The sequence below is a fragment of the Hydrogenophaga sp. genome (assembly GCF_030656115.1).
Taxonomy (GTDB): Bacteria; Pseudomonadota; Gammaproteobacteria; order Burkholderiales; family Burkholderiaceae_C; genus Hydrogenophaga.
Genome location: NZ_JAUSOO010000064.1, coordinates 1 through 24128 on the forward strand (window position 1 = coordinate 1; position 24128 = coordinate 24128).

Sequence of the window (24128 nt, forward strand, 5' to 3'; positions counted from 1 at the left end):
TCCAGCCGATGCCCTTGCCGCCGTTGCCCAGCTTGTCGAGCAGCGGGCCCAAGGCGGTGAAGCGCTTGAAGGTGTTGGGGTAGTCGCGCTCGACCACAGAGATCTGCGGCGCGGTCTTGCCGGGGATCAGTTCACAGAGGCCCTTCTTCCATTCCTTGACCTCAAACGCCTGCGCCATTTCGCCGGGGGTATCGTGCATGATGGGCGAGAGCACCACCTCTTTCTCCACGCCCAGGTGGCCGACGCAGACCTCGCTGAAGGTCTTGGCGAAACCCTTGTAGATCTCCCAGTCGCTGCGGCTCTGCCACACCGGATCCACCGCTGCACTCAGCGGGTGGATGAAGGGGTGCATGTCGCTGGTGTTCAGGTCGTTCTTCTCGTACCAGCTGGCGGTCGGCAGCACGATGTCGCTGTACAGGCAGGTGGTGCTCATGCGGAAGTCGAGCGTGACCAGCAGGTCCAGCTTGCCCTGCGGCGCGTCCTTGTGCCACTTCACTTCAGCCGGCTTGGCGTCGTCTTTGCCCAGGTCTTTGCCCTGCACGCCGTTTTCGGTGCCCAGCAAGTGCTTGCAAAAATACTCATGGCCTTTGCCGCTGGAGCCCAGCAGGTTGGAACGCCACACAAACATGTTGCGCGGCCAGTTCTGCGGTGCGTCCGGGTCTTCGCAGCTCATCTCCAGCGTGCCGTCTTTCAGCGCCTTGACCACGTAGTCCTTGGCATCCAGACCAGAAGCCTGCGCGTCCTTGACGACCTGCATCGGGTTGGTCTTGAGCTGCGGTGCGCTGGGCAACCAGCCCATGCGTTCGGCACGAACGTTGAAGTCGATCATGCTGCCGCTGAAGGCGGCCTTGTCGGCTTCGCTGAGGGTGGGCGAGACGATCTCTTCCATGCCGAGCTTTTCGTAGCGCCACTGGTCGGTGTGGGCGTAGAAGAAGCTGGTGCTGTTCATCTGGCGCGGTGGGCGCACCCAGTCGGTGGCAAAGGCCAGCGGCACCCAGCCGGTTTGTGGGCGCAGCTTTTCCTGGCCCACGTAATGCGCCCAGCCGCCACCGCTCTGGCCGATGCAGCCGCACATCATCAAGAGGTTGATGACGCCGCGGTAGTTCATGTCGGCGTGGTACCAGTGGTTCATGGCCGCGCCGATGATGACCATGGACTTGCCATGGGTCTTGTCGGCGTTGTCGGCAAACTGGCGCGCCACGGTGATGAGCTGCTCGCGCGGCACACCGGTGATGCTCTCCTGCCAGGCCGGGGTGTAGGCGGCGTTGTCGTTGAAGTCTTTCGCACCGGATCCCAGACCACGGTCGATGCCGTACTGCGCGACCTGCAGGTCGAACACGGTGGCCACCAGCGCGTAACGCTCTTCGCCGGCCTTGCCCAGGCGCAGGCGCACCGCCGGCACCTTGGCGTGGTTGATCTCGCCGTTCTGCGCGTTGGCGGTGAAGTTGGGGGTGTCGCGGCCGCCGAAATAGGGGAAGCCGACATCGACGACCTGGGTCTCTTGCTCGCCGTCCTCGATCACCGAGAGCTTGAGTTTGACGTCGGTGTTGGTGCGCGCCTCTTTGGACTCCAGGTTCCATTTGCCCTCGTCTTCGCGGCCGGGCTCGCCCCAGCGGAAGCCGATGGAGCCGTTGGGCAGCACCGCCTTGCCGTCGGTGTCAAACGCCACGGTTTTCCACTCGGGGTTGCTCTTCTGGCCCAGCTGGCCGTTGAAGTCGCTCGCGCGCAGGTAGCGGTCGGGCACCAGGGTCACCGTGCCGTCGGGCAGGGTGTGCTCTTTGAGCATCACCAGCAGCGGCAGGTCGGTGTAGCGGCGGGCGTAGTCGTCGAAGTAGCTGCTTCTGGCCTTGCCGCCGTCGGGGAAATAGAACTCTTTCAGCGCCACGTGGCCCATGGCCATGGCCACAGCGGCGTCGGTGCCCTGCTTGGGGTGCATCCAGATGTCGGAGAGCTTGGCCACTTCCGAGTAGTCGGGCGTGACGGCCACCGTCTTGGTGCCCTTGTAGCGCACCTCGGTGAAGAAGTGGGCGTCGGGCGTGCGGGTCTGGGGCACGTTGGAGCCCCAGGCAATGATGAAGCTGCTGTTGTACCAGTCGGCCGATTCGGGCACGTCGGTCTGCTCACCCCAGACCTGCGGGCTGGCGGGCGGCAGGTCGCAGTACCAGTCGTAGAAGCTCATGCAGGTGCCGCCGATGAGCGACAGGTAGCGGGAGCCGGCGGCGTAGCTCACCATGGACATGGCGGGAATCGGCGAGAAGCCGATGATGCGGTCGGCGCCGTGCTGTTTGATGGTGTAGACGTTGGCGGCAGCGATGAGCTGGTTGACCTCGTCCCAGGTGCTGCGCACGAAGCCGCCCATGCCGCGCACCTGCTGGTAGTCGCGCCGGGCTTCGGTATCTTGCTGAATCAGCGCCCAGGCGTCCACCGGGCTCTTGCTGACCGTGAGCGCGGCGCGCCAGCGCTCCAGCAGGCGCCCGCGCACCATGGGGTATTTCACGCGGTTGGCGGAATACAGGTACCAGCTGTACGAAGCACCGCGCGCGCAGCCGCGCGGCTCGTGGTTGGGCATGTCCCAGCGGGTACGCGGGTAGTCGGTCTGCTGGGTTTCCCAGGTGACGATGCCGCCCTTGACGTAGATCTTCCACGAGCAGCTGCCGGTGCAGTTCACGCCGTGGGTGCTGCGCACGATCTTGTCGTGCGCCCAGCGGTTGCGGTAGCTGTCTTCCCAGGTGCGGTCTTCGTTGGTGGTCAGGCCGTGGTTGCCTGAGAAGGCTTCCTTGGGCAGGGTGAAGTGGGTCAATCGGTCCAGAAAGTGGCTCATGGGATGCTCCGGTTGGGGTGTGTTGTTGGGTTCATGGCTGGTTGTTGTTGGGTTGCTGTTTCATGCTTGCTGGTGCGGGGCCGAGGGCAGCGGGGTGAACGGTTCCGTTCGTGTCCCCCGGCCTGCGGCCTCCTCCTTGACCTCACTGCACCGTTCACCCCACTGCCCTCGGCTGTGTGCGCGGTGGGTGCGCAATGCCTGAAGACCTTGGTGCGCCAACATCGCTTGTTGCCTCAGGGCGGTGTGGCGCTCCGCTCCGGGAGGTAAAGGAGGAGCCCGAAGGGCGGGGGACACGGACGGAGCGGAGTGCCGCACCGGCCTGAGGCCCGAAGCAACCGTGAAGCGAAGTGACTTCATGGGTTCTTGATCTCGGACCCAGCGCGCAGGTAAAACCACCAGTTCAGCACCAGGCACACGGCGTAGAAGATGGCGAAGCCGTACATGGCGACCTCGGGGGTGCCCGCCTTGATCTGCTGGCCGATCACCACGGGGGCAATGAAGGAACCGTAGGCGCCAACAGCCGAGGTCCAGCCCAGCACGGGGCCCGCTTGCTGGCGGTCGAAGATCACGCCGATGGTGCGGAAGGTGGAGCCGTTGCCGATGCCGCTGGCGGCGAACAGCACAACGAACAGCACCATGAAGATCAGGAAGTACTCTTCCGGCGTGGCCGACTTGTAGGCCAGCAACATCACGTAACCCACAGCAGCCGAAGCGAACACCATCACAGCGGAAATAACCTGCGTAACGATGGAGCCACCCACCTTGTCAGACACCCAGCCACCCAGGGGCCGGATCAGCGCGCCGACCAGCGGGCCGATCCAGGCGTAGGTCAGGGCCGAAGGGGCATTCGGATTTTTCAGCGTGTGCGTCATCAGGCCAGTGACCGGGTCCACCACGTGCTGGAAACCGAAGATGACGGTGATGGACAGTGGCAGGGCCATCGAGAAGCCGATGAACGAGCCGAAGGTCACGATGTACAGCGCGGTCATGGACCACGTGTGCTTGTTGCGGAAGATGGCGTACTGTTTGTCGATGTTGGCCTTCATCTCACCGAAGGCGGCCAGCTTCATCAGCACCACGGTGGCCACGATGATCAGCGGCAGGGCCACCCACATGTTGAGCAGGCCCAGGCCGGTGGGCGCTGGCAGGTACAGGTACAGACCCACCAGGCCGATGATGGCGGTGAGCACCCACAGGTAAATGATCTTGGCAAACGCGGCCAGCGTGCCGCCGTAGTTGGGCGACAGCGGCATCAGGTTGTTCATGCCGAACCAGGCGGCAATGACCAGCGGCACCAGGACGGCGGCCCAGATGAAGCCGGCGTTTTGGATGTAAGTGGCGGTGCCGGCGGTGATCTTGCCCAGGATCCAGCCCGAGTCCTTGATCAGCGTCATCGATTCACCACCGAAGGTGCCGAACACTGCGGCCGTCATGGCCAGCGGAATCAGGATCTGCATGGTGGTCACGCCGAAGTTGCCCAGACCGGCGTTCAAGCCCAGTGCCGTGCCCTGCTGGCTCTTGGGGTAGAAGCCGGTGATGTTGGACATGGAGCAGGCAAAGTTGCCGCCACCAATGCCCGACAGGAAGGCACAGAGCTGGAACACCCACAGTGGGGTACTCTGGTCTTGCAGCGCAAAGCCGGTCAGCACCGCCGGGATGATCAGCAGCGTGCTGGTGAGGAAGATGGTGTTGCGCCCACCCGAGAGACGGATGAAGAACGAGGCCGGGATGCGGAAGGTGGCACCCATCAGGCCGGCGATGGCGGTGAGCGTGAACAGTTCGGCCGGGGCGAAGGGAAAGCCCAGGTTGAGCATCTGCACGGTGACGATGCCCCACATCAGCCAGACGGCGAAACCGACCAGCAGGTTGGGGATGGAGATCCAGAGGTTGCGGGTGGCGATGGCTTTGCCCTTGGCAGCCCAGAAGGTGCTGTCTTCGGGACGCCAGTCGGCGATGTCGGCGCCGGAATAGGTTTGAAGGTTCGCGGCTTCGCCCGTGGGGGCGTTGCGCGGTTTCTTGTTGCTCATGACAGGGACTCCTGTAGGGGGAAATCGGTTCGCCGCAGGGTGATTCAGCGGTGGGGTTTGAAGCTGCCACCCCGGGTGCTGAAGGCACGGCGTTGTGTGTCCATGACTGTGCGGGAGGGCGGCTTGGGCGAACATCCCTCAGAGGGACGCAGGCACCGGTCTGAAAGACCGATGGGCTTGCGCGGGGCCATCGTTCGAAAGGAGTAGATCGGTGGGGCTGGGCGATTGCTGAGCTGCCTGTGCGGCAGTGAACCCGGGCGAACGGTGACGCCCAGAGCTGACCCAATAAGTTAAAAATCGCATCACTTGAAAATAAGTCATGCGAATATTAAAATCAGCACCGATGAGCCAATCTGATCACATCCTTGAACTTGCTCGGCACCAGCGCGTGCTGTGCGCAGCAGACGTGCGGGAGCATGGCTGGGCGCCACAACTGCTGCTCAGCCTGCACCAGGCTGGCAAGCTGCAACGTGTGGCCCGGGGCCTGTACAGCCTGCCGGACGCCGAAATCACCGAACACCAAACGCTGATCGAGGTGTGTCAGCGCGTACCCAAAGCTGTGCTGTGTTTGCTGAGCGCGCTGCAATTCCACGGCATTGGTACCCAGATGCCCCACGAGGTGTGGGTTGCGCTGCCGCAGGCCACACACACCCCGGCGCTGGACTACCCGCTGCTGCGTATTACGCGCCTGCGGGGCGTGGCCTATTCCGAGGGCATCCAGACCGTGACAGAACACGGCGCACCCATTCGCGTCTACAGCGTCGCCAAAACGGTGACCGACTGTTTCAAGTTCCGCAACAAGATTGGTCTGGACGTGGCGCTGGAGGCGCTCAAAGAGTGCTGGCACAGCCGCCGGGTCACCATGGCTGAGCTGAACCACTTCGCCAAAATCAACCGGGTTGAACGTGTCATGCAGCCTTACTTGGAGGCGGTGGTGGCATGAGCGGAAATCTATCGGCATCCATCCTTGCGCGCCTGCTGACGCTGGCCAAGCAAAGGGGTGACGACTACAGCCTGCTGCTCAACCGCTTTGCGCTGGAACGCCTGCTGCTGCGAGTCGGTACCTCACCGCATGCCAACCGCTTCTTGCTCAAAGGCGCCCTGCTTTTCGCGCTTTGGTACGACGAGCCGCACCGCCCAACGAGGGACGCCGACTTGCTGGGCTTTGGCCCCGACGACGAAGCGAATCTGATCGCCACCTTCCGCGACATCGCGGCCATGAACTTGGGTGACGGCATTGAGTTCGATCCTGGGTCGGTCAACGCAAATGCCATTCGCGAAGACAACACCTACGGCGGCACCCGCATCACGCTGATGGCGCGAATAGGCTCCGCACGCTGCGCCTTGCAAATCGACATTGGCTTTGGCGATGCCGTGACGCCGGAGCCACAAACCGTCGCCTATCCCACCCTGCTGAAGGACTTCCAAGCCCCCACGCTGCGGGTCTATCCGGTCTACACCGTGATCGCCGAGAAGTACCACGCCATGGTGGTGCTGGGCCAGGCCAACAGCCGCATGAAGGACTTTTACGATCTGGCGGTGATCGCACGGCGCACCGAGCTGGATGGTGCAACCCTGGCCGCAGCCATGGCCGCCACCTTTTCCAGACGCCAGACCCCACTTCCGAGCGAGCAACCACTCGCACTCACCAGCCAGTTCAGTGAAGACCCCGCCAAGCTGAAGCAATGGCAGGCCTTCCTGAACAAGAACCGCATCACCGCAGGCAGCTTGGCCGAGACGGTTGCACTGCTGAACCTGCTGCTGTGGCCGCCCACCGAGGTTGCTGTCACCCAAAGTCAGGTGACGACCACATGGCACCCGGCGTCCGCGCAATGGGCGATGAGCCGTTGTCCGTGAGAGGGCGCACGGGGACTGGATTCAGCGCCGCCTATTTGGCAGGCTGACCCGTCGGTTGCAGCCGCGCCACGGCTGCGCGCAATTCCTCCAGGCTCTTGAAGCGTGCGGTCAGCATCAGCCCCTCGCCTTTTTCCTGCAGTTCAACGCGGCCACTGCCGGCAAACAGGCGGGCCACGTCGGCCTCGGTATCGCGCTTTTGCTGCACTTCCTGGGCAATCGCATGGTCCACCGACGAGATGATGTATTCGTCGCCAAAGCCACCCTCGGGCTCCTTGAGCCAAACCACACAGACCACCCAGCTCAGGAATGCACCGGCCGCAATGAGGAGGAAAAACTGCGAGGGCGTGACGTACATGAACAGGAACAGATAGAACACCGCGCCCACGTTGCCGTAGGCCCCGGCCATGCCAGAAATCTGGCCGGTCAAGCGGCGCTTGATGGACGGGATGATGCCGAACGTGGCGCCCTCGGCACCCTGCACAAAGAACGAGCAACCGATGGTGATGGCCACGGCAATGATGAGCGGCCAGTTGCTGTTCATCATGCCCATGAGCGCGAAGCCGATCGCGATGCCCAGCATGTAGGACAGCATCACGAAACGGCGGTTGCCAAAGCGGTCCGACACCAGGCCACCCATGGGCCGTGCAAACAGGTTCACGAAGGCGAAGGACGCCGCGATCAAACCGGCCATGGCCGCCGACAAACCCCAGGTTTCTTCAAAAAACATGGGCAGCATGGACACCACGGCCAGCTCGGCGCCGAAGTTGGCGAAGTAGGTGGTGTTGAGTGCGGCCACCGACTTGAACGGGTAGCGGTCGTCCTTGGGTACGCCTTTTTTCAGAATGGGCAGGTTCACCCGCAGCACCTGCACCAACTGGTACACGATGACAAAGCCGATGGACGCGTAGCAGATCCAGGCGGTGATGTCGTCGATGAAACCGGTGTTCTGCACGCGCCACACCAAGATGGCCAAAATGCCGACCATGGGCACAGTAAACAGCAGCAGCAAGACCAGGTCGCGGTAGCTCGACACCTCCAGCGCAGCGCTCTTGCGTGGCTTCTTGTGGGTGTCTTTGGTCGGGCCGTCGGTGATGGCGAACCAGTAGAAAACACCATACAGCCCCATGAACACACCCGAGGTGGCCACGGCCCAGCGCCAGCCGTCGTCGCCACCGAACAGGGTCAGCGCAATGGTGGGCAGCGTCATGGCGGCAGCGGCCGAACCGAAGTTGCCCCAACCAGCGTAGAAACCTTCGGCAAAGCCGATGTCGCGTGGCTTGAACCACAGCGCCGTCATGTGGATACCGACCACAAAGCTGGCCCCCACCGAACTCATCACCAGACGCGATACAAACAGCTGCTCTTTGGTGTTGCCAAAGGCAAAGAACAGCGTGGGCACCGCCATGGTGACCATCAGCAACGAGAACACGCGGCGCGGGCCAAAGCGGTCCAGCGCCATGCCCACCAGAATGCGCGCCGGAATGGTGAGCGCCACGTTGGCAATGGCAAACAGCCGCAGATCGTCCTTGGTCAGCCAGTTGGCCGACTTCAGGATGGACGACGCCAGCGGCGCCATGTTGAACCAGACGTAGAAGCAGATGAAGAACGCGATCCACGTCAGGTGGAGCGCCTTGATTTCCCGGTTTTTGAACCGGAAGATGTCGCTGACTTGCATGTTGAAATCTCGCTATTTCAGGGCTCAGCGCGCTCAGTCGCCGTGGGTAGGGACGATCAGCAGCGGGCACATGACGCGGCGGGCCAGAAAGGCGCTGACCGAGCCAAAGGTCATGTGGTCAAATTCCTCCACCAGGGCGTCGAGCCGGCGCGTGATGAAGTTGCCGTCGGGCTTGTAAGAGTGGCGCGCCAGCACCAGCACGTCGGGACGGCGCTCCTGGGTGGCGCGCAAGATCATCTTGCGGGCGTCGCCCTCGGCAAACAGCACCTTGGCCGGAAAGCCGGCCGCCGACAGTTCGGCCGCAGCCGCTTCGGCCCCGGCTTTTTGCTCCTGGTACTGCGCTTCAAACATCTCGTCTCCAGCGCTGGTGGTGCTGCCGGGTTCCTCGATCACGGAAATGAGGGTGACGGTGGGCAGCTCGTGGGCAAAGAGCCGCTTGACGGCGTCCAGTGCGATGCGCGCGTTGCGCGAATGGTCGTAAGCCAGCATGACTTCCATGTTGTTTTCTCCAGTTGATCCGGTCGACAAGCCTGTGTCGAAACCCACCCACCGCCACAGAGGCGGGGTCTGCTGGCAGGCGACACAGGGCCTGCGAACAATGGCCCTACAGGAGCCAGGGTGACCCGGTAACTGTGCGGGGTTCGGTGCGTGCTGAACATCCTTCTTTGGCACGCGGCGGCTGTCCGGATGGACGATGCTGGCCCGGCGCCTTGGCGCCGAAAGAACTATGGACCGTTGCCGGTGGGCGGCTTGTCCCCCGGCTCAGCCTCTCAGCCGCGCAGACCCTGGTGCACGGCGAACACCGCCGCCTGCACCCGCGAGGTGAGGTGGAGCTTGCGCAGAATGTGCTGCACATGGATCTTCACCGTGGTCTCGGCGATGTCGAGCTCGCGGGCAATCAGCTTGTTGCTGTCGCCGCGCGCAATCAGCGCCAGGATCTCGCGCTCGCGGGCCGACAGCAGGGCCAGGCCGTCTGCCTTGCTGAGCGCAGGCGCCTGCAGCGGTGCCGGCGCAATGGCCGCATCGGCCACCGGTGCGCCGGGCGTGCGGGGCGACTGGTTGCGAAAGGCCTTGAACAGCTTGCTCATCATTTCCGGGCTGACCACCGATTCGCCGTCGAGCACCTTGACGATGGCGTCGCCGAGCTGATCGGACTCCACCGTCTTGAGCAGGTAACCGTCGGCACCGGCCTGCAGGGCGGCGGCCAGATCGTCCTGGTTTTCGCTCACGGTGAGCATGAGGATGCGCATGTTGGGCGCGGCCTCTTTGAGTCCCCGCACCGCGTCCACCCCGCGCACGCCGGGCAGGTGGTTGTCGAGCAAGGTCACGTCGGGCCGGTAGCGCTCGACACAGCGCAGGGCCTCGCCGGCGTCGGCGGCTTCGCACACCACGTCAAAACGCTCGTCTTGCAGCAGCAACGCGCGCAGGCCGCGGCGAAACAGGGTGTGGTCGTCCACCAGCAACAACTGGATGCGGGGCGGTGTGGGTTGTGTCATGGGGTGGTTACCAGGTTCTCGAAATCAACCGGCGCGGTGCCCGGCGAGGTCAGGCCCACGGTGCCCAAACTGCTGGCACTCACGGGGTAAGGCGGCAGCGTCAGGGTCACGGCGGTGCCGCTGGCGGGGGCCGACACCACGTCCACCTGGGCCCCGATGCGCTCGGCGCGTTCGCGCATGATTTTCATGCCCACATGGGTCGGGCCGTGTGCGTGTGCGGCGTCAAAACCGGTGCCGTTGTCGCGCACGGTGAAGCGCCACCGGGCGCTCTTGACGACTTCCAGGCTGACGTGGCTCGCGCCCGCGTGCTTGCGCACGTTGGACAAGGCTTCCTGAATCACGTGCAGCACCTGCACCTGCACGTCGGGCGGCAGCGGCAACCCCTGCCCGTCCATCTGCAGGCGCGTGGGCAGGCCGGTCTGGTGCTGGAACTTCTGCAGCGTTTCCTGCAGCGCGGCCTCAATGTCGTCGGTGTTGGTGCGGGTGCGAAAGTGCACCAGCAGCTCGCGCACATCGTGGATGCTTTCGCGCAGCCCCACATCGAGCTCGTCGAGCGTGGTCTGCACCTGGGCGGGCTGGTTTTTTTGCACCGCCGAGCGCAGCAGCTGCACCTGAATTTTGAGGAACGCCAGCGACTGGGCGATGGAGTCGTGCAGCTCGCGGGCGATCAGGGCGCGCTCTTCGCCCACCGCCGCTTCGCGCTCCAGCGCGGCCGCGCGCAGGCCTTCCAAGGCGCTGGCCAGGTGGCTGGCCAGGGCGTCGAGCAGCTCGGTTTCGTCGGCGTTGAGCGCGATCTCGCCCCGGAAGAACAGATCGACTTCGCCAATCAGCCGCTGCTGCAGCCGCACCGGCACGCTCACCACGTTCTGGTAACCCACCTTGGCGCAGTGGCGCATGGGAGCCGCGTCGTGGCTCATGATGGGAATCACCCGGGTGCGCGCGTCGGGTTGCAGGTTGCCGCAGGCGCAGGCACCGGCCAGCAGGCTGCGCTCTTCTTCCAGCATCTCCTGCGGAAAGCAGTCGGAGGCCAGCATCAGGTAACGCTGGTTGGCTTCGTCCGACCAGCGAACCGCCACCGCATCGGCCTTCATCACCTGACGCACGCGCTGTGAGAAACCGCGTGAGAGCTCTTCAATGGTGTTGGCGCTGGCCAGAAAAGCGCTCACCTCGTACAAGGCTTCGAGCCGGGCGCGCTGCGCTTCGATGCGGCGGGTTTTCAGCTCGACCTTGCTCTCCAGGCCCTCGTACATCGACTGCAGCGTGGCGGCCATGCGGTTGAAGCCGGCCGCCACCTGGCCAAATTCGTCGTGCGTGTTCACCGCCACCCGCACCGAAAATTTCCCCGCCTCCAGCTGGCGCAAGCCCTGGCGCATGTGGGCCAGCGGGTTGATCACAAACCGGTAGCCGGTGTAGAGCATGATCACCGCGCCGCCAATGGCCAGCGCCATCATCAGGAACTGAAACAGGTTGAGGATGGCAGTCAGCCCCGACAGCTCTTCTTCAATGGCACGCACCAGACGGTCGATGGCGTCCACAAACGTGTCCACACCCTGCAGCGGTGCCTCGGCCGTGGCACCGCCTTGCAACCACCGGCTGCGCTGCACCTGCCACAGCGATTCCACCGCCGCAAACTCGCGGCTCACGCCCTCGTCCCACGGCACAAACAGCGGCCGGCTCGGGTCGCCACGGCGCAGCAGGCCCAGGCTGCCGTCGAACTGCGCCACCAGGGCCGCCACATCTTGAGGGGGCAGCTGGGCCTGCACCGCGCTGGTGAGGCGCCAGGTTTGCATGCGCAGGCGCCCTGCCTCGTTGACCGCGGCCGCGCCGCCTTCGAGCTGCCAGGTCACCCACAGCGTGAGCCCAATGGAGGCCAGCGCCACGATGAGCAGGCCGGCGCCAATGCGGACCAGCTTGGTGGAGAGGGAGGCGGTGGATGACATGGGGGGGAGGTTAGCGGGTTTGCGCAGGTACGGGTAGCGGAACGCGGCTTGTCATGGGCGTCAAACTGTGGGCGGTCGGGGACAACGCATACCGCAGCACATCGACCCCACCCAGCCTGGCTGTGCCAAAGCGCGCTGAACCCAGCCCGAGTCACTGTCGGCCGGGCGCCCGTCACTGCCCGCGACGGATGCCCATTCCCGGCGTGTGATACGCCCGTGCGGTTCGGTTTCGCTGTCGGACATCGCGACAAAACTCAGCCGTGTCCACTGGCTGGTGTCGTGCGCAGTGCGAAAGCTGCGGGACACCGTCTCGCCCCCCTTGCTGCAAAGTGTAGGAGTAGCTATCGTTCCGTCAGACTTGCTCGATCATGCGCAAACACGAACGAAGCTGACTTCTTGCTTCACAGAGGCTGGTTTCACCCGCGTCTTGCGACGTCGGCCAGAGCCTTCCTCTGCACAGGCTGACACCGCGGAACTCGCGGCCATATTCTTCAGATTGATCGTAGAGTAGTCAAAGTGACCATTCTGACTACAATGGGCTTTTATGTCGCTTAGGAGGCCCACCATGAAAACCATGACCGCGCGTGATGCCAAGACCCACTTTGGCGAGTTTCTGGATGCCATGCAGCGCGAGCCTGTGGTGGTGACGAAGAACAACCGGCCGGTGGGCATCATGTTGTCCATTCAGGATGCAGCGGACACGCTGATCCCGGAGATGTTCATGGACAAGGAAGCCGGTTACGACGAGTGGTTTGCCGCGCGTGTGTCCGAGCGGCTGGCTGCGTACGATGTTGGCGCCGCCAGCGGCGAGCATGAGGATGTGATGGCACGCGTGCAAGACCGCTTGAACGCCCGAGCCCGTCACCGCTGATGCACCCATGGCGCGCGTGATCTGGACAGAGGCCGCCGAGCGCGACCTCGACGACATCCTGGCGTACTACGTGGAAGAAGCCAGCCTGGAAGTGGCGCAGGCCGTCTTTGAGCGAATGCGGACGCAAGTGGCTTCGCTACATCTGTTTCCACTTCGTTGCCGCCCCGGGCGGGTGGCTGGCACGCGAGAATACGTGTTGCATCGTCTGCCCTACATCGCGGTGGTGCGGGTGATCGATGACGACGTGCTGGTATTGGCCTTGATGCACACGGCACGGCGGTACCCGTGAATGTCGTGCGGCACTGCGGATACCAAGCACCCATTCGTCACGAGAAAGCCGCGACTGAACGGTTGGGGTTGGCGAAGCGCAACGCAGGCGCCCAACTTGGCTGATCTGGTTTACCGGCGACTCACCCGCACAATTCCCGCCGCCACGCCCAGCAGCGCCAGCACCCATTGCAGCGTGAGCGGCTCGCCCAGCAGCACCATGCCGAACACCAGCGCGAACACGGGCTTTTTTAGGACTTGCGTGCGTGTCAAGTTCCTCCTGTTTATCAACACGCTTGAGGAAGAGTTCTGGTTGTTTCTCGCCAGGACTTCCATGGCCACGGCGTCACGGCAAAGGGATCTTGTATTGATACATCCAGCCATGAAGTAAGCGATCTACAAGAAGTTTTTCCGCGTAAATCTGGTGTCGGGATCATGCCGGACGCATTCAGCCGCGACCGCGGCGCGCTGGCGCGCCAGACCGGCCACGGCGACGTCGAAAACACCTACCGGTTGCAGATCACCAACAGCCTGGAGCAGGCCAGTGGCTACACCGTGCGCATCTCGGGCAGCGAGGGGCTGCGGCTGGACACGGCCAGCGGGCTGCTGGTTGGCGCCACCAGCACCCACAGCATGGCGGTGCGGCTGGTGCTGCCGAGGGAATGGGCGCAGCGCCACAGCGGAGAGACGCTGCCGGTGGTGTTCCAGATCGATCCCGACACGGCCGGCGCTCACAGGCCGGTCGAGGTGAAAAGCACCTTTATCGTGCCGCGCTATTGACGGCGCCGAGGCTTCAATACGTACACGCTGCGCAGCAGACGCCAGGGCACATTCATGTTGGCGGCTGTTTGCCCTCCCCCGTGCGCACACGGGGCAAAGCCATCAACGCCAGCAGGGCCGAGGCGCCCAGGCCGGCGGACAGCCAGAGCGCGCCGGAGCCCCATTGCACCAGCGCCAAGCCAAAGAGAAACGGCGCCATCGCCTGCGCCAGGCGCGCTGGCAACATCAGCCAGCCTTGGCGCTGGCCGTAGCCCTGCGGACCGAACAGCACCAGCGGCAGCGTGCCTTTGGCAATGGTGAGAATGCCGTTGCCGGCGCCATGCAAAACGGCAAAGAGGGGCGCGGCAACAGGCCCGGCGATGAGCAAGGCCGCCACACCCGCCGGATGCCCCACTGCGGCCAGTCGGGCCGACAGCAGGGGGTGAACATGGCGCAAGAAGCTGAATTCGAGCAAGCGTCCAACCACCTGCGCAGGGCCGATCAGCGCGCCCACGCCCACCGCAACCGCCAGGCTCGCGCCGCTGGCTTGCAACAGGCTCGGCAGGTGCGCCGCCATGGCCGTGCTGATGAACCAGGTGGCGGCGAAGACGAAGGCCAGCAACGCTGCGGTGAGGCGCGGGCGAACGGCGGGCGGGGGTTCGCGGTCCGCGTCCACCCGATGGGCCGGATGGGCCGGATCGGGCGGTGCCAGCGCAGCCAGGCGCGGCAGCGCTGCGTTCAAAGGCAAACCGAGCACCAGATGCAGACCCGCCCACGCAAAGCAGGCACCCCGCCAGCCACCCTGCGCCTCCAGCAAGGTCGACAACGGCCAACCCACCGTGCTGGCAAACCCCGCGATCAGTGTGATGCCGGTGATGGCGCTGCGGGAGCCATGACCGTACAGACGAACCAGGGCCGAAAACGCGGCCTCGTACAAACCGCTCCCCATGGCCAGCCCGATCAGCGCCCAGGCCGCAAACAGCGACCACACGCCTTGCGATGTGCCGAGTGCCGCCAGCCCGAGCGCAAAGAGCAGGCTGGTGCCCATCAGCACCGGGCGCCCGCCATGGCGATCGATGGCGCGCCCGGCCCACGGGCCGACCAGTGCGGACACCCCCAGCGCGACCGAAAATGCGGCAAACACGGTGGGCGTGCCCACGCCAAGCTCGCGTGCCATGGGGGCCGCCAGCATGGCCGGCAGGTAGTAGGTGGAGGCCCAGGCCAGGGTTTGGGCGGTCCCCAGCACCGCGACGGTGCCTGCGTTACGGGGTAAGGCCATAGTCAGCCACAGCAAGCGGTTGCTTCGGCCTTGGCCTTGGCCTTGGTCGGGCCACCGCAGCAACCCGTGCTGGCTTCTGCCGGGACCGGGTTCCCCAGATCCACCGAGCACACGCCGGTTTGCGGCAGCTCCAGTTGCACGTCGTCAGCAGCGCTCAGGTCGCCGGCCAGGGCGGCCACCACCGAACGCGCTTGTTCGTAGCCCGTGGCGAGCAGGAAGTTGGGCGCGCGGCCATAACTTTTTGCGCCGATGGCGTAGAAGCCTGCTTCGGGATGCGCAAGCTCGCGGTGGCCGTGTGGCCGCACCGTGCCGCAGCTGTGCACATTGGGATCGATCAATGGCGCGAGCGCATCGGTGCTTTCCAGCCAGGGGTCAAGGCGCAGCCGCAGTTCCCGCGCGATGCTGAGGTCGGGCCGGGCGCCGGTGGCCGCGACGATCTCGTCGATGCCTTCGATCGGTTCTTTGGCCGCATCGACGGCGAGCACACGCAAACCCTGGGGTCCGTGGGCCACCTCGCGAATGCCGAAACCGAGGTGCATTTCCAGCCGCCCTTGTTCAACGAGGGCGCGCAGGCGCACACCCAGCTCACCGCGCGCGGGCAAGCCATCTTTCTCACCACCACCAAAGAGCCTGCGCAGATCGTTGCCGCGCACCGCCCAGGCCAGGCGGGTGTCGGGTTCTTCTTCAGCCAGGGTGGCCAGGGCCAGCAGGTTGCCGGCGGCCGAATGCCCTGCCCCCACCACCAGCACCTTGCGGCCGGCATAGCGGCTGCGCTCGGTGCCCAGCACATCGGGCATGCCATGCACGATGTGTTCGCGGGCCTCTGTCTCACCCGGCACGGGCAGGCCGTGCACGCCCAGAGGATTGGGTTGCGACCACGTGCCCGAGGCGTCGATCACCGCGCTGGCGCGCATCTCGCGCAATCCCTCGGCCGTCTGGACTTGAAGCACAAAGTCGGCCTGCTCGCGGCCGGCGGTCTTGGCCTTGTCGAAGCCGTCACGCGAAATGGCCACCACACGGGCTCCGAAATGGATGTGAGGTGCCAGGGCCGCCGTGCGCGCCAAAGGAGCCAGGTAGTCGTCCACCAGTTCGCCTGCGGTCGGCAGCTTGTCTGGCGCCGGAGCAACCCAGCCTGCTGCGTCCAGCAGCTCGCGCGCAGCGCGGTCGATGTTGTAGCGCCAAGGCGAGAAGAGCCGCACCTGCCGGTAGCTGCCCAGATGGGCCGCCACACTGGCGCCCGCATCCAGCACAACGACGGGCAAACCGCGCCGCACCAGATGGGCTGCCGCCGCCAGACCAACCGGGCCGGCGCCGATGACGGCCACGGGAGAAGAAGAGGAAATTTGAACGTTCATGGGAGACTCCTTCGTGCTTCGTCGATAGACGAATGGTTGAACAAAAAAATGGGCGCTTTTATCGGTCAGGACTGACGCAAAGCCGCGCGGGATAGGCGCGAAGCGCTGCGGGAAGGCATTTCACAGCGCCTCGACCAATCTTTTGAGCATGGCCACGCGATCGGGATTGACGCAGTAGCAGGTGCGCTGCTCTTCGGCCGATCCCAGCACCAGACCTGCATCCTTGAGCACCTTGACGTGTTGCGACGTGGTGGACGGCGCCAGGTTCACCACGTCCGAGAGCTTGCCGAAGTAGCAGGTGCCGTGGCTCGCGAGGTGTTGCATCAACCGGATGCGCGCCGGGTGTGCCAATGCCTTGAACAGCGCGGCAAGTTCTTCGGCTTCAAGCGTTTCGCCGAAAGGCGATGGAGCACTGGGGGAATGTGTCATGTCAATTATTCGTCATTCGTAGAATTACGAATTAATGTAGCGAATGTTTTCCGATGCGTCAACCGGCATCACGACGGGGCGGCTGTTTTCATTTGTCAACAAACCCGCAACCGCAACCGCAACCGTAGAGCTGCCTTGCATTCAGCATAGCCAGCAGTTCCGTTTGCGTTGCAACGGGCGTGCTTTCGAGTTCACCCAACATGCTGATGATGACTTTGCGGCTGGGCGGCGTGCCACATGCCACTTCTGCCACGACGTAGGGGTGGCAAACGACCATGCCATTCAAAATCACCAAGCTGTTGACGGACAACGGAACACAGTTCACCGACCGCTTCACCAGCAAAGACAAGCAGCCTACGGGCAAGCATGTCTTTGACAAACAGTGCCAAGAGCTCAACATTGAACACCGTCTGGCTCCGGCGCGTCATCCGCAGACCAATGGCATGGTTGAGCGCTTCAATGGCCGCATCAGTGAGGTTGTCAAACAAACCCGGTTCGCCTCGGGTGTCGAACTCGATGCGACTTTGAACAACTGCATGTTCACCTACAACCACCACATCCCACAGCGCTCGCTGGGACATCTCTCGCCGGTCGATGCTCTCAAGGCTTGGAGCAAGAAAAAGCCGGAACTCTTCAATAAGCGTGTTTATAAACAGGCGGAACTTGACAATCAGATGGGTGCCCATGGGGCGGCCGCAAAGGCGCTCCTACAGGCCAGGCAGACCCGGAATGTGCTTCACGCGCACGACCTTGCGCGCACCCGCGCCCGGTGTTGGCATGGGTTCCAGCAGGTCCGCCAGCGTCACACCGTCCAGCACCGCCAGGTAGCTGTCCATCGCCTGCTGCAGCGCGCCTTTGAGGCGGCAATGGCCGTCCAGGCGGCAGGTGTTGTGGTCGGCGTCGAAGCATTCCACCAGCGTGAAGTCGGTTTCGGTCTGGCGCACCACGTCGCCCAGCACGATGTCTTGCGCGGGCTTGAGCAGGCGCAGGCCGCCGCCGCGCCCGCGTGTGGTTTCCAGCAAGCCCATGCCCGATAGCGTCATGACGATCTTGGTCAGGTGGCTGCGCGAAATGCCGTGCGCCTCGGCAATTTCGCTGATGGTGGCGGGCTTTTCGCGCTGCGCGCAGGCGGCGCAGTACATCAGCACGCGCAGGCTGTAGTCGGTCCATTGGGTCAGTCGCATGCCGTGATCTCCTCGGGCATCGTTCTTCCGGATACCCCGTGTCGTTCTGTGGAAATATTCACTTCATCTGAATTTTATCTTTTAATACATGCATTCAATGTGAATGTTTAAGGAGTTCAGATGAACCACGCCGCCACCCTTGACCACCCCACCACCGACCGCGCCCAGCAGGCCATCGGCCAGATCGCCGTCAACCTGCCCGGCTCTACCGCCGTGTTTCGCCGCCTGAAGCTGGACTTTTGCTGCGGCGGCCAGGTGGCGCTGCAAACGGCCTGTGAAGCCAAAGGCCTGGCGCTGCAAGCCGTGCTGGACGAACTGGCCCAGCTCGACCGACCCGCCACCCAGGCGGCACCGCAAGCGCCCGGCGCCATGATCGACCACATCCTGGAGCGCTACCACGCGGTGCACCGCGAGCAACTGCCCGAACTGATCCGCATGGCCCGCCGCGTAGAAGCCGTGCACCGCGACAGCCCCGACGTGCCGGTGGGCCTGGCCGCGCACCTGGAGGCCATGGAAGCCGAGTTGCTGGAGCACATGGAGAAAGAAGAAACCGTGCTGTTCCCCATGCTCAAGGCCGGCGGCACGCCCATGGTGCGCCACCCCATTGGCGTGATGCGCGACGAGCACACCCGCCACGGTGAACAGCTGGAGCGCCTGATGGCCCTGAGCCACGACGCCACCCCGCCCTTCGGTGCCTGCAACACCTGGCGCGCGCTTTACGCCGGTATTGCCCAGCTCTCGGACGACCTGATCAACCACATCCACCTGGAAAACAACCTGCTGTTCCCGCAGTTCGAGCCCAAAGCGGCCGCTTGTTGCCCCTGAAGACGGCTTTGCCCCAGTCCTGTTGACCCAAATCAAGCCATGAGCGGTTTGACCTGGGTCAACGGTCGCAGGCGGTTGCGCTGCTAACGTCGCGCCCGCTCCCCACCCGAACCACCGCTCAGCAGAAAACCAACCCACGCGACCCGCCAAGGCCTTCAAACCGATGACGCCACCGACCGCCACCCTGGACCTCGTCTGCCCCGCCGGCAGCCTGCCCGCGCTCAAGACGGCGGTGGACAGCGGCGCAAACTGCGTCTACCTCGGCCTGCGCGATGCCACCAACGCGCGCAATTTCGCCGGCCTGAATTTTGACGACGCAGCCATCGCCACAGGGGTGGCCTATGCCCACGCGCGCGGTTGCCAGGTGTTCATGGCGCTCAACACCTACCCCCAGGCAGCCCACCCGCAGCGATGGCGCCAGGCGATGGACAAAGCAGCGCACCTGGGTGTGGACGCCGTGATCCTGGCCGACCCGGGCCTGATGCGCTACGCCAACGAGCACCACCCCAGGCTGCGCCTGCACCTGTCGGTGCAGGGCTCGGCCACCAACGCCGATGCCATCAACTTCTACCACCAGCAGTTTGGCATCGCGCGGGCGGTGCTGCCGCGTGTGCTGTCGCTGGAGCAGGTGCGCCAGGTGGTGCAAAAAACGCCGGTGGAGATCGAGGTGTTCGGCTTTGGCAGCCTGTGCGCGATGGTGGAAGGGCGCTGCGCGCTCTCGTCTTACGTCACCGGCGAATCGCCCAACACGCACGGCGTGTGCTCGCCCGCCAAAGCGGTGCGCTGGCAAGAAACGCCACAAGGGCTGGAGTCGCGGCTCAACGGCGTGCTGATCGACCGCTACACCCCGGGCGAAAGCGCAGGCTACCCGACCCTGTGCAAGGGCCGCTTCGACGTGGAGACCGACACGAGCTATTACGCGATCGAAGAACCCACCAGCCTCAACACGCTCGCGCTGCTGCCGCAGTTGCTGCAGATGGGCGTGCGCGCCATCAAGATCGAAGGACGTCAGCGCAGCCCGGCTTATGTGGGGCAGGTGACCAAGGTCTGGCGCGAAGCCATTGACCACTGCCTCGCCCAGCCCCAGCAATACACCCCCAAAGGCAGCTGGATGGCCTCGCTCGACCAGGTGGCCGAAGGCCAGCAACACACGCTGGGTGCGTACCACCGCAAATGGAAGTGATGGCTCCCCCCTGCGCCGCTGCGCGGCTTCCCCCCAGGGGGACGCACCCTGTGGACTGGCGAAGCCAGATCCACGGGTGCTCTGAGTGGGGCACGTGCGCCGGCAAGAGGAGTCTCGCTGCGGCTCGGCGGCAGCTGGCTGTTGCTCCCTCGCCCCTCTGGGGAGAGGGCAGGGGTGAGGGGCCGCCCCGCACATGGAAACCACTGAAATGAAACTCTCCCTCGGACCTTTGCAGTACTACTGGCCGCGCCAGACCGTGTTTGATTTCTACGAAACCATGGCCGCGACGGCGGTGGACACGGTCTACCTCGGCGAGGTCACCTGTTCGCGGCGCCACGAGCTGCGTCTGTCGGACTGGCTGGACGTGGCGCAGTTGCTGCGCGAGTCCGGCAAAACCGTGGTGCTGTCGACCATGGTGTTGCTGGAGTCGGGCTCCGACGCGAGCGCGATGCAGAAGATCGCAGCGAACACCAATTTCTGGATCGAAGCCAACGACATGGGCGCAGTCAGCGCCGTGGCGGGCCAGCGCCCGTTTGTGGCCGGCCCGCACCTCAACATCTACAACGGTCCCTCCCTCGTGTGGATGGCCTCGCTGGGTGCAGCGCGCTGGGTGGCACCGCTGGAGATGCCCCGCCAGGACCTGGCGCTGCTGCAGCTCGACCGCCCGGCCGGACTGCAAACCGAGGTGTTTGTGCATGGCCGCCTGCCGCTGGCCTTCTCGGCCCGCTGCTTCACGGCGCGCCACCGCAACCTGCCCAAGGACGACTGCCAGTTCAGCTGCCTCGACCACCCCGACGGCCTGATGCTCAAGACCCGTGAGCAGGCCGAGTTCCTGGTGCTCAACGGCATCCAGACGCAGTCGGCCCGGGTGCACAGCCTGATCGACGCCTGGGACGAGCTGCTGGCGCTCGGTGTGAACATGGCGCGCATCAGCCCGCAGTCGTTGCACACGGCGGCGGTGATCGGCCTGTACGACGCCGTTCGGCGGGGCGCGCTCTCGGGCCGTGAAGCCCGGGCGGCCTTGCTGCCCATGCTGCCGGACGCCGACTGCAACGGCTACTGGCACGGCCAGCCCGGCCAGGACCGCGTGGAGCCCGCAGCGCGGGTGGCCGCCTGACACCCCATGCACGCAGGCGAACGCTTCAACAGCATCACCCACCTGGTCGGGGCGGTGCTGGCTGTGGCCGGCGCTGCCGCGCTCATCACCAGCGCGTCGCTCAAGGGCGACCCCTGGCGCATCGTGGGCTTCAGCGTTTACGGCGCCATGCTGGTGGCGCTCTACCTGGCGTCCACGCTGTACCACGCGTTGCGCGGGCGGGCCAAGGCCGTGTTCCAGAAGCTGGACCATTGCAGCATCTACCTGCTCATCGCCGGCAGCTACACGCCGTTTGCGCTGGTGTCGCTGCAAGGGCCCTGGGGCTGGTCGCTGCTGGGCGTGGTGTGGGCGCTGGCCGCGCTGGGCATCGTGCAGGAGATCTGGCTGGCACGCGGCGCCCGCGTGCTGTCGCTGGTGATCTACGTGCTCATGGGCTGGCTGGCGCTGGTGGCCGTGGTGCCGCTGTGGCAAGCCCTGGGGCCGGCCGGCTTTGCGTGGCTGGCCGCCGGTGGCGCGCTCTACACCCTGGGCATCGCCTTCTACGCCAACGACCACCGGCTGCGCCATGCCCACGGCATCTGGCACCTGTTCGTGTTGGGCGGCAGCGCCTGCCACTTTTTTACCTTGCTGCTTTACGTGGCCTGAAGGCCACCCCATCCCCATGCCCAACACCACTGCCCAGGCCGAGCGCCACACCCTTGCACCGCCGGTTGCCGCCGTGCTGTCGCGCCTGCCTGCCTACCCCGGCTCGCTGCTGTTGGTGGCGGGGCTCAACTGGGTGCTGGCGCGGCAACTGCCGGGCGACGTGTGCGAGCGCCTGCAGGGGCAGCGCATCCGCATCCACGTGCGCGACGCCGGCCTGCGCTTCGACTTTGCGTGGCAGGGCGGCATGTTCCGCGCCTGCCCGCCGCAGGCCAGCACCGCGCTCACCCTGAGCGCCAACGCCCACGACTTCCTGCGCCTGGCTCAGCGGCTGGACGACCCCGACACCCTGTTCTTCAACCGGCGCCTCTCGATGGAGGGCGACACCGAGCTGGGTCTGGTGGTGAAGAACGCGCTCGACGCGCTGGAGCTGCCGGTGTTTGAGTGGGACCGGTGGACGCCCTCGGCGCTGCTCGCGCGCCTGCAGCGGCTGCGCCCATCGGGCATGCCCGGGAGCCGCCATGGCGGGCGCTGACCACGCCCGCCCCCTGGTCTACGCCTGCTCGGGCTGCTCCAGCGCCGCGCAGCTGGCCAACTTTGTGGCCGTGCGGCTGGACCGCAGCGGCCTGGCCGAGATGTCGTGCATCGCCGGTGTCGGTGGCGACGTGCCCGCGCTGCTGAAGACCGCGCACTCGGGCCGGCCCATCGTGGCGCTCGACGGCTGCCCGCTGGTGTGCGTGAAAAGCAGCCTGGCGCGCCACGGCATCACGCCCACGCAGCACCACCCGTTGCAGCGCTATGGTGTGCGCAAGCGCCAGCACGAAGACTTCGACCCGGTGCAGGCGCAGCAGGTGCTGGAGCAGGTGAGCGCCGGTCTGCGCCTGCTCGCCGTGACCGCACCGACGGCGGCACCGGCACCGGAGACGCTGCATGACTGAGGCCCCTTCCGCCCAGCGCCGCCTGCTGGTGGCCCTCACCGGCGCCAGCGGCGCGGTCTACGGCCTGCGCCTGCTGCAGGCCCTGCAACACGTGCCCGGGGTGCAGACACACGCGGTGGTGTCCGACGCCGGCTGGCTCACACTGCGCCACGAGATGAACCAGACGCCCGACGCGCTGCGCCCGCTGGTGCACACGCTGCACGATGCGGCCAACCTGGGCGCTGGCCCGGCCAGTGGCTCGTTCCGGTGCGATGGCATGGTGGTCGCGCCGTGTTCCATGCGCACGCTGGCGGCCATCGCCCACGGCCTGTCGGACAACCTGGTCACACGCGCGGCCGACGTGATGCTCAAGGAACGGCGACGCCTGGTGCTGATGGCGCGCGAGACCCCGCTGCACCTGGGCCACCTGCGCAACATGGTGAGCGTGACCGAGATGGGCGCCATCGTCTGCCCGCCCATGCCCGCCTTCTACCTGCGCCCCCGGCGCATCGACGATCTGGTGGACGCCAGCGTGGCGCGCGTGCTCGATCTGCTCGACGTGCCGCACACGCTGAGCGAGCGCTGGCAGGGCCTGGACACGGCGCCCGCATGACCTACAAAGACCTGCGCGACTTCATGGCCCAGCTGGAACAGACCGGCGAACTGCGGCGCGTGAGCGAGCCGGTCTCGCCGCACCTGGAAATGACCGCGTTGTGCGACCGCGTGCTGCGCGCGGGTGGCCCGGCCCTGCTGTTCGAGCGGCCCACCGGCCACAGCATGCCGGTGCTGGCCAACCTGTTTGGCACCACGGGCCGCGTGGCGCGCGCCATGGGCGTGGGCAGCCTGGGCGAGCTGCGCCAGTTCGGCGAGGTGCTGGCCGCGCTCAAGGAGCCGCAGGCGCCGGGCGGGCTGAAAGACATGGTGGCCCTGAGCGGGCTGCTCAAGACGCTGTGGCACATGAGCCCCAAGGAACGCAGTTCGGCGCCCTGCCAGGACCGGGTGTGGGAAGGCAACGACGTGGACCTGGCGCGCCTGCCGATCCAGCACTGCTGGCCCGACGACGTGGCCCCGCTCATCACCTGGGGCCTGGTGATCACGCGCGGGCCACACAAGACGCGGCAGAACCTGGGCATCTACCGCCAGCAGGTGCTCTCGCGCAACCAGCTCATCGTGCGCTGGCTCGCGCACCGCGGCGGCGCGCTCGATTTCCGCGACCACGGCCGGCAACACCCCGGCCAGCCCTACCCGGTGGCCGTGGCCCTGGGCGCTGACCCCGCCACCATCCTGGGCGCGGTCACGCCGGTGCCCGACAGTCTCTCCGAATACCAGTTCGCCGGCCTGCTGCGCGGCGCACGCACCGAGGTCGTGCGCGCGCTGGGCGTGCCGCTGCAGGTGCCGGCCTCGGCCGAGATCGTGCTCGAAGGCAACATCCGGCCCGACCCGCTGCACCCCAGCGGCTTTGAGCACGCGCTCGAAGGCCCCTACGGCGACCATACCGGCTACTA

The 24128-nt window shown here is 65.4% G+C and carries 23 protein-coding genes and 2 pseudogenes; 14 read left to right on the forward strand and 11 right to left on the reverse strand.

Annotated features, from left to right (window positions below):
- On the reverse strand, nt 1-2821 hold a 2821-nt coding region (locus Q7J58_RS09430), incomplete at its 3' end, for a nitrate reductase subunit alpha (RefSeq protein WP_304826688.1).
- A 353-nt stretch (nt 2822-3174) separates the two neighbouring features.
- Nucleotides 3175-4848, reverse strand: coding sequence for an antiporter (locus tag Q7J58_RS09435; protein ID WP_304826691.1), 1674 nt, complete (start codon nt 4846-4848; stop codon nt 3175-3177).
- A 343-nt stretch (nt 4849-5191) separates the two neighbouring features.
- On the opposite strand from Q7J58_RS09435, the gene Q7J58_RS09440 reads away from it, so the two are divergent.
- Both Q7J58_RS09440 and Q7J58_RS09445 read left to right on the forward strand, forming a co-directional pair.
- The gene (locus tag Q7J58_RS09440) at nt 5192-5791 is read left to right on the forward strand and encodes a type IV toxin-antitoxin system AbiEi family antitoxin domain-containing protein (RefSeq protein ID WP_304826694.1); all 600 of its coding nucleotides are present in this window, start codon (nt 5192-5194) and stop codon (nt 5789-5791) included.
- A complete protein-coding gene (locus Q7J58_RS09445; RefSeq protein ID WP_304826698.1) occupies nt 5788-6705 on the forward strand; it encodes a nucleotidyl transferase AbiEii/AbiGii toxin family protein in 918 nt (305 codons plus the stop codon). The genes Q7J58_RS09440 and Q7J58_RS09445 overlap by 4 nt, the downstream gene beginning before the upstream one ends.
- A gap of 31 nt (nt 6706-6736) precedes the next feature.
- Here Q7J58_RS09445 and Q7J58_RS09450 read toward each other — a convergent pair whose 3' ends face one another.
- The 4 genes from Q7J58_RS09450 to Q7J58_RS09465 all read right to left on the reverse strand — a co-directional run bounded on the left by Q7J58_RS09450 (nt 6737) and on the right by Q7J58_RS09465 (nt 11816).
- A complete protein-coding gene (locus Q7J58_RS09450) occupies nt 6737-8380 on the reverse strand; it encodes an MFS transporter (protein ID WP_304826701.1) in 1644 nt (547 codons plus the stop codon).
- Between the two features lie 33 nt (nt 8381-8413).
- Nucleotides 8414-8878: a universal stress protein gene (locus tag Q7J58_RS09455; protein WP_304826704.1), complete on the reverse strand. Its 465-nt coding sequence runs from the start codon at nt 8876-8878 to the stop codon at nt 8414-8416.
- A 272-nt stretch (nt 8879-9150) separates the two neighbouring features.
- Nucleotides 9151-9876 carry a response regulator gene (locus Q7J58_RS09460; protein ID WP_304826707.1) on the reverse strand — a complete coding sequence of 242 codons (726 nt, stop codon included), beginning with the start codon at nt 9874-9876 and terminating at the stop codon, nt 9151-9153.
- Nucleotides 9873-11816, reverse strand: coding sequence for a type IV pili methyl-accepting chemotaxis transducer N-terminal domain-containing protein (locus Q7J58_RS09465; protein ID WP_304826710.1), 1944 nt, complete (start codon nt 11814-11816; stop codon nt 9873-9875). Before Q7J58_RS09465 ends, Q7J58_RS09460 begins: the two co-directional genes overlap by 4 nt.
- A 565-nt stretch (nt 11817-12381) precedes the next feature.
- Here Q7J58_RS09465 and Q7J58_RS09470 point away from each other — a divergent pair.
- A complete protein-coding gene (locus Q7J58_RS09470; protein WP_304826713.1) occupies nt 12382-12687 on the forward strand; it encodes a type II toxin-antitoxin system Phd/YefM family antitoxin in 306 nt (101 codons plus the stop codon).
- Between the two features lie 16 nt (nt 12688-12703).
- Nucleotides 12704-12976 carry a type II toxin-antitoxin system RelE/ParE family toxin gene (locus Q7J58_RS09475; protein ID WP_304826716.1) on the forward strand — a complete coding sequence of 91 codons (273 nt, stop codon included), beginning with the start codon at nt 12704-12706 and terminating at the stop codon, nt 12974-12976.
- A gap of 110 nt (nt 12977-13086) precedes the next feature.
- On the opposite strand, the pseudogene Q7J58_RS09480 reads toward Q7J58_RS09475, so the two are convergent.
- Nucleotides 13087-13200, reverse strand: a pseudogene (locus Q7J58_RS09480) (EamA/RhaT family transporter); the annotation flags it as partial.
- A gap of 189 nt (nt 13201-13389) precedes the next feature.
- Here Q7J58_RS09480 and Q7J58_RS09485 point away from each other — a divergent pair.
- The gene (locus Q7J58_RS09485; RefSeq protein WP_304826719.1) at nt 13390-13734 is read left to right on the forward strand and encodes a FixG Ig-like domain-containing protein; all 345 of its coding nucleotides are present in this window, start codon (nt 13390-13392) and stop codon (nt 13732-13734) included.
- A gap of 52 nt (nt 13735-13786) precedes the next feature.
- Here Q7J58_RS09485 and Q7J58_RS09490 read toward each other — a convergent pair whose 3' ends face one another.
- The 3 genes from Q7J58_RS09490 to Q7J58_RS09500 all read right to left on the reverse strand — a co-directional run bounded on the left by Q7J58_RS09490 (nt 13787) and on the right by Q7J58_RS09500 (nt 16776).
- Entirely contained in the window at nt 13787-14992 is a 1206-nt protein-coding gene (locus Q7J58_RS09490; RefSeq protein ID WP_304826721.1) for an MFS transporter, read from the reverse strand.
- 2 nt (nt 14993-14994) lie between these two features.
- Nucleotides 14995-16347, reverse strand: a complete 1353-nt coding sequence (locus Q7J58_RS09495) for an FAD-dependent oxidoreductase (RefSeq protein WP_304826724.1) — start codon at nt 16345-16347, stop codon at nt 14995-14997.
- A 120-nt stretch (nt 16348-16467) separates the two neighbouring features.
- Nucleotides 16468-16776 (reverse strand): metalloregulator ArsR/SmtB family transcription factor, encoded by a 309-nt coding sequence (locus tag Q7J58_RS09500; RefSeq protein ID WP_304826727.1) that lies wholly within the window; start codon nt 16774-16776, stop codon nt 16468-16470.
- Between the two features lie 278 nt (nt 16777-17054).
- On the opposite strand from Q7J58_RS09500, the pseudogene Q7J58_RS09505 reads away from it, so the two are divergent.
- A pseudogene (locus Q7J58_RS09505) lies at nt 17055-17423 on the forward strand (integrase core domain-containing protein); the annotation flags it as partial.
- Nucleotides 17424-17483: 60 nt separating this feature from the next.
- Here Q7J58_RS09505 and Q7J58_RS09510 read toward each other — a convergent pair.
- Complete coding sequence (locus tag Q7J58_RS09510) at nt 17484-17960, reverse strand: Rrf2 family transcriptional regulator (protein ID WP_304826730.1); 477 nt, start codon at nt 17958-17960, stop codon at nt 17484-17486.
- A gap of 120 nt (nt 17961-18080) precedes the next feature.
- Between Q7J58_RS09510 and ytfE the strand changes: the two genes are divergently transcribed.
- From ytfE to Q7J58_RS09550, 8 genes are all read left to right on the forward strand, one after another.
- Nucleotides 18081-18785 (forward strand): iron-sulfur cluster repair protein YtfE, encoded by a 705-nt coding sequence (gene ytfE, locus Q7J58_RS09515; protein WP_304826733.1) that lies wholly within the window; start codon nt 18081-18083, stop codon nt 18783-18785.
- 163 nt (nt 18786-18948) lie between these two features.
- Entirely contained in the window at nt 18949-19968 is a 1020-nt protein-coding gene (locus tag Q7J58_RS09520) for a peptidase U32 family protein (RefSeq protein WP_304826736.1), read from the forward strand.
- 208 nt (nt 19969-20176) lie between these two features.
- Nucleotides 20177-21085 (forward strand): U32 family peptidase, encoded by a 909-nt coding sequence (locus Q7J58_RS09525; RefSeq protein ID WP_304826739.1) that lies wholly within the window; start codon nt 20177-20179, stop codon nt 21083-21085.
- A gap of 6 nt (nt 21086-21091) precedes the next feature.
- A complete protein-coding gene (locus Q7J58_RS09530; RefSeq protein ID WP_304826742.1) occupies nt 21092-21709 on the forward strand; it encodes a hemolysin III family protein in 618 nt (205 codons plus the stop codon).
- Nucleotides 21710-21725: 16 nt separating this feature from the next.
- Nucleotides 21726-22241, forward strand: coding sequence for an SCP2 sterol-binding domain-containing protein (locus tag Q7J58_RS09535; protein ID WP_304826745.1), 516 nt, complete (start codon nt 21726-21728; stop codon nt 22239-22241).
- Nucleotides 22228-22644 (forward strand): putative zinc-binding protein, encoded by a 417-nt coding sequence (locus Q7J58_RS09540; RefSeq protein WP_304826748.1) that lies wholly within the window; start codon nt 22228-22230, stop codon nt 22642-22644. Before Q7J58_RS09535 ends, Q7J58_RS09540 begins: the two co-directional genes overlap by 14 nt.
- A complete protein-coding gene (locus tag Q7J58_RS09545) occupies nt 22637-23236 on the forward strand; it encodes a UbiX family flavin prenyltransferase (RefSeq protein WP_304826752.1) in 600 nt (199 codons plus the stop codon). Before Q7J58_RS09540 ends, Q7J58_RS09545 begins: the two co-directional genes overlap by 8 nt.
- The coding region (locus Q7J58_RS09550) for a UbiD family decarboxylase (RefSeq protein ID WP_304826755.1) at nt 23233-24128 on the forward strand (896 nt) is incomplete at its 3' end. The genes Q7J58_RS09545 and Q7J58_RS09550, both read left to right, overlap by 4 nt.